Raw genomic sequence first — 4462 nt, 5'->3', positions numbered from 1 at the left:
GCGGGGTTTAGGTGGGGCGCCCCAGGCTGTCAAGCCGCTGAATCGCGGAATGCGACGGTTGGGCGACGGTTCGTGAAACCCCTATCGGAACGTCGCACGCGACTCTCCGCGTCGCTGTGCGTCGGCAAGGATCGATCCCTGGAAACGATCCAGTCTGTCCAAGGCGGCGCTTGCGGCAGCCATCTCTGGTATGCCAAATACCAAAGACAAGACCAGGGGGGAGGGGCGGGATGAAACGGCAAGGCTCAAGCATGGCCGGACATGCGCCGATCCGTCCCGTGGCCATGTGCACGGATACCCCCATCTGTCAGCGAAAGAGGTGATTGTGCGACGCGCAATGCCCTTGTTTCGACGGGGGGGCTCGTCTAAGCCTCGCCCGCGCTCAGTCTGGCATTGGAGGAATTCCATCAGAGGGATTCTTTTTGCCGGAGGCCGTCGCGAGGGCCGTCGTTCATGATCCTCACGCGCAACCACATGAGAGGTGCGGCATGACCGGCCTGTTGGCAGATTACCTGCCGCTCATCATCTTCATCGGCGTGTCGCTGTTCATCGCAGTGGCGCTGCTGGTCGCCCCGTTCATCGTGGCGTATTCGAGCCCCGATCCGGAAAAGCTTTCCGCCTACGAGTGTGGTTTCAACGCGTTCGATGACGCGCGCATGAAGTTCGACGTGCGCTTCTACCTCGTGGCGATCCTGTTCATCATCTTCGACCTCGAAGTCGCCTTCCTCTTCCCCTGGGCGATCACCTTCGGGGAGCTCGGCTGGTTCGGGTTCTGGTCGATGATGGTCTTCCTCGGTGTCCTCACCGTCGGCTTCGTCTACGAGTGGCGCAAGGGCGCCCTCGAATGGGACTAGCGGCGCGGCCCCGTTCGCGTCGTTTCCCTTCCGCTCTCGCTCAGAGGCAGAGATGGCCCTGACTCCGACCTTCTCCCGCGCGCCCGACATAGCGCCGGCGCCCAAAGGGATCATCGATCCCGCGACCGGCCGCCCGATCGGCGCGAACGACCCGACCTTCCTGTCGATCAACAGCGAGTTGGCCGACCGCGGATTCCTCGTCACGTCCGCCGACGAGCTCATCAACTGGGCCCGCACCGGCTCGCTGATGTGGATGACCTTCGGCCTCGCCTGCTGCGCCGTCGAGATGATGCAGATGTCGATGCCGCGCTACGATTGCGAGCGCTTCGGCTTCGCGCCCCGCGGCTCGCCGCGCCAGTCCGACGTGATGATCGTCGCCGGCACGCTGACCAACAAGATGGCCCCGGCTTTGCGCAAGGTCTACGACCAGATGCCGGAGCCGCGCTACGTCATCTCCATGGGCTCCTGCGCCAACGGCGGCGGCTACTATCACTATTCCTACTCGGTCGTGCGCGGCTGCGACCGGGTGGTGCCGGTGGACATCTACGTGCCGGGCTGCCCGCCGAGCGCCGAGGCGCTGCTCTACGGCGTGCTGCTGCTGCAGCGGAAGATCCGCCGCACCGGCACGATCGAGCGGTGAGGGAGGGCACGATGGAGGCCATCACCACCAACGGCATCACGCTCCGCCGCACCGTCGCGGCCGACCAGAGCGAGGCCGCCCTGCGCGCCATGGGCGAGCGCATCGCCGGGGCGCTCGGCCCGGCGGTCACGGACTGGACCATCGCCTTCGGCGAGCTGACGGTGATCGTTCAGGGCAGCGACATCGTCTACGCGCTGACCTACCTGCGCGACGACCCGGCCTGCGCCTTCCGCTGCTTCATCGACATCTGCGGCGCCGACTACCCGCAGCGGGCGCGCCGCTTCGACGTCGTCTACCACCTGCTGTCCCTGCGCCATAACATGCGGGTACGCGTGAAGGTGCAGACCGACGCCGCGACGCCGGTCCCTTCCGCCATTCCCGTCTTCCCGGCGGCCAACTGGTTCGAGCGCGAGACCTACGACCTCTACGGCATCCTGTTCTCGGGCCATCCCGACCTGCGCCGGCTGCTCACCGATTACGGCTTCGAGGGCCACCCGCTGCGCAAGGACTTCCCACTGACCGGCTTCGTCGAGGTCCGCTACGACCAGGACGAGGCGCGGGTCGTCTACGAGCCGGTCAAGCTCACCCAGGAATTCCGCAACTTCGATTTCCTGTCGCCGTGGGAGGGCACGGACTACGTGCTTCCGGGCGATGAGAAGAAGTCGAGCTGAGGGTCGCGGTCATGTCTGAGCACAACATCCGCAACTTCTCGATCAATTTCGGGCCGCAGCACCCGGCGGCGCACGGCGTGCTGCGCCTCGTGCTGGAACTCGACGGCGAGGTGGTCGAGCGGGTCGATCCGCATATCGGCCTGCTGCATCGCGGCACCGAGAAGCTGATCGAGCACAAGACCTATCTCCAGGCGACGCCCTATTTCGACCGGCTCGACTACGTGTCGCCGATGAATCAGGAGCACGCCTTCTGCCTGGCGATCGAGAAGCTCGCCGGGATCGAGGTGCCGCGGCGGGCCCAGCTCATCCGCACCCTGTTCTGCGAGATCGGCCGGCTGCTCTCCCACCTCCTCAACGTCACCACGCAGGCGATGGACGTCGGCGCGCTCACGCCGCCCCTCTGGGGCTTCGAGGAGCGCGAGAAGCTGATGATCTTCTACGAGCGCGCGAGCGGTGCCCGTTTGCACGCCAACTACTTCCGCCCCGGCGGCGTCCACCAGGACCTGCCGCCCGCGCTGATCGACGACATCGAGGCGTTCTGCGATCCGTTCCTGCAGGTGGTCGACGACCTCGACAACCTCGTCATGGCCAACCGCATCTTCAAGCAGCGCAACGTCGACATCGGCATCGTCTCTGTGGACGAGGCGATGGCCTGGGGCTTCTCCGGCGTGATGGTGCGCGGCTCGGGGATTCCGTGGGACCTGCGCAAGTCGCAGCCCTACGAACTCTACGAGGAGATGGAATTCGACATCCCCGTGGGGAAGAACGGCGATACCTACGATCGCCAGGTGATCCGCATGGAAGAGATGCGGGAATCCGTGAAGATCATGAAGCAGTGCTGCGCCAAGCTGCGCGAGCCCGCCGGACAGGGGCCGATCGCCTCGGTCGACGGCAAGTTCGCGCCGCCGCCGCGCCGGGAGATGAAGCGCTCGATGGAGGCGCTCATCCACCACTTCAAGCTCTACACCGAGGGTTTTCACGTGCCCGAGGGTGAGGTGTATGCGGCGGTCGAGGCGCCCAAGGGCGAGTTCGGCGTCTACCTCGTGTCGGACGGCACCAACAAACCCTACCGCTGCAAGATCCGCGCGCCGGGCTTCGCCCATCTTCAGGCGATGGACTGGATGTGCCGCGGCCACCTGCTCGCCGACGTGTCCTGCGTGCTCGGCACGCTCGACATCGTGTTCGGCGAAGTGGACCGCTGAGGGAGACGGACCGAAACGTCATGGCGAACCGCAGGCTAGCCCCCGCCGCCGAGCAGCCCCAGAGCTTCGCGTTCACCCCCGAGAACGTCGACTGGGCGCGCGGCCAGATCGCGAAATATCCGGAGGGCCGGCAGGCCTCGGCCGTGATCCCGCTGCTGTGGAAGGCGCAGGAGCAGAACGGCGGCTGGCTGCCGCAGAAGGCGATCGAGGCGGTCGCCGATCAGCTCGGCATGCCGCATATCCGCGTGCTGGAGGTCGCGACCTTCTACACGATGTTCGCCCTGGAGCCGGTTGGCCGGTTCTGGATCCAGGTCTGCGGCACCGTGCCCTGCGATTGCTGCGGGGCGAAGGAGCTGAAGGCCGCGCTCCACGATCGCCTCGGCCCCTCGGGCCAGGTCTCGGCCGACGGCAATTTCTCCTGGCTCGAGGTCGAGTGCCTCGGCGCCTGCTGCAACGCGCCGATGGTGCAGATCAATCAGGACTATTACGAGGATCTCAACCCCGAGAGCCTCAACAAGCTCATGGACGATCTGGCCGCCGGCCGTCCCGTCAAGATCGGCTCGCAGATCGGCCGGATCTCCTCGGAGCCGAAGGACGCCGTCAACACCCTGACCGACGAGAGCCTGTTCGACGGCTCCCGCATCGGCGCGTGGCGCAAGCGCTTCGAGCAGACCGAGGGCGCCGGCAAGGGTGAGGAGAGCGTCAAGAAGGACGAGGCCGCCTCGACCGAGGCCCGCGTCAAGGACGAACCCAAGCCGGCCCGCCCGTCGGCCGGACGCGCCAACGAGTCGAACGCCGTCGATGCCCCCGCCGAGCGGGCGAGCGCCGGCGAGACGCCGGTGAAGCCGGAGGATCGGGCCGAGGCGCGCGAGGCCGAGACGGCGCCGGCCCAGGCCGCGGCGCTCGAAGAGGACAAGCTTCTCCGCACCGAGCCGCCGCAGCATCCGGCGACCGTCGGCGCCGGGGACGACGTGCCCGAGGGCGAGAACCCGGAGGCCCGGGCCGACGCCGCCGGCACCCGGCCGAAGGGCATCGACGTGCCCCGCGACGACCGTCCCGACGACCTGACCAAGATCAAGGGCATCGGCCCGGTCA

The 4462-nt window shown here is 67.0% G+C and carries 5 protein-coding genes; all 5 read left to right on the top strand.

The annotated features are described in order from the left end of the window. The first annotated feature begins 488 nt into the window (after window positions 1-488). A complete protein-coding gene (locus MFF42_RS20120) occupies window positions 489-854 on the top strand; it encodes an NADH-quinone oxidoreductase subunit A (RefSeq protein ID WP_096484189.1) in 366 nt (121 codons plus the stop codon). Between the two features lie 52 nt (window positions 855-906). After that, the gene (locus MFF42_RS20115; RefSeq protein ID WP_096484188.1) at window positions 907-1494 is read left to right on the top strand and encodes a NuoB/complex I 20 kDa subunit family protein; all 588 of its coding nucleotides are present in this window, start codon (window positions 907-909) and stop codon (window positions 1492-1494) included. A gap of 11 nt (window positions 1495-1505) precedes the next feature. Then, window positions 1506-2165 (top strand): NADH-quinone oxidoreductase subunit C, encoded by a 660-nt coding sequence (locus MFF42_RS20110; protein WP_238257328.1) that lies wholly within the window; start codon window positions 1506-1508, stop codon window positions 2163-2165. Window positions 2166-2176: 11 nt separating this feature from the next. Further along, window positions 2177-3367 carry an NADH-quinone oxidoreductase subunit D gene (locus MFF42_RS20105; RefSeq protein ID WP_238257327.1) on the top strand — a complete coding sequence of 397 codons (1191 nt, stop codon included), beginning with the start codon at window positions 2177-2179 and terminating at the stop codon, window positions 3365-3367. 20 nt (window positions 3368-3387) lie between these two features. Further along, the coding region (gene nuoE / locus MFF42_RS20100; protein WP_238257326.1) for an NADH-quinone oxidoreductase subunit NuoE at window positions 3388-4462 on the top strand (1075 nt) is incomplete at its 3' end.

Origin of the sequence: Methylorubrum podarium, assembly GCF_022179745.1 — a bacterium.
GTDB lineage: Bacteria > Pseudomonadota > Alphaproteobacteria > Rhizobiales > Beijerinckiaceae > Methylobacterium > Methylobacterium podarium.
This window is presented reverse-complemented; position numbering and strand designations above follow the sequence as displayed.

What these genes read in the sequence shown, in the direction of transcription:
- MFF42_RS20115 (WP_096484188.1), top strand. Translation starts at nt 907, where the DNA reads ATGGCCCTGACTCCGACCTTCTCCCGCGCGCCCGACATAGCGCCGGCG.
- MFF42_RS20120 (WP_096484189.1), top strand. Translation starts at nt 489, where the DNA reads ATGACCGGCCTGTTGGCAGATTACCTGCCGCTCATCATCTTCATCGGC.
- MFF42_RS20110 (WP_238257328.1), top strand. Translation starts at nt 1,506, where the DNA reads ATGGAGGCCATCACCACCAACGGCATCACGCTCCGCCGCACCGTCGCG.
- MFF42_RS20105 (WP_238257327.1), top strand. Translation starts at nt 2,177, where the DNA reads ATGTCTGAGCACAACATCCGCAACTTCTCGATCAATTTCGGGCCGCAG.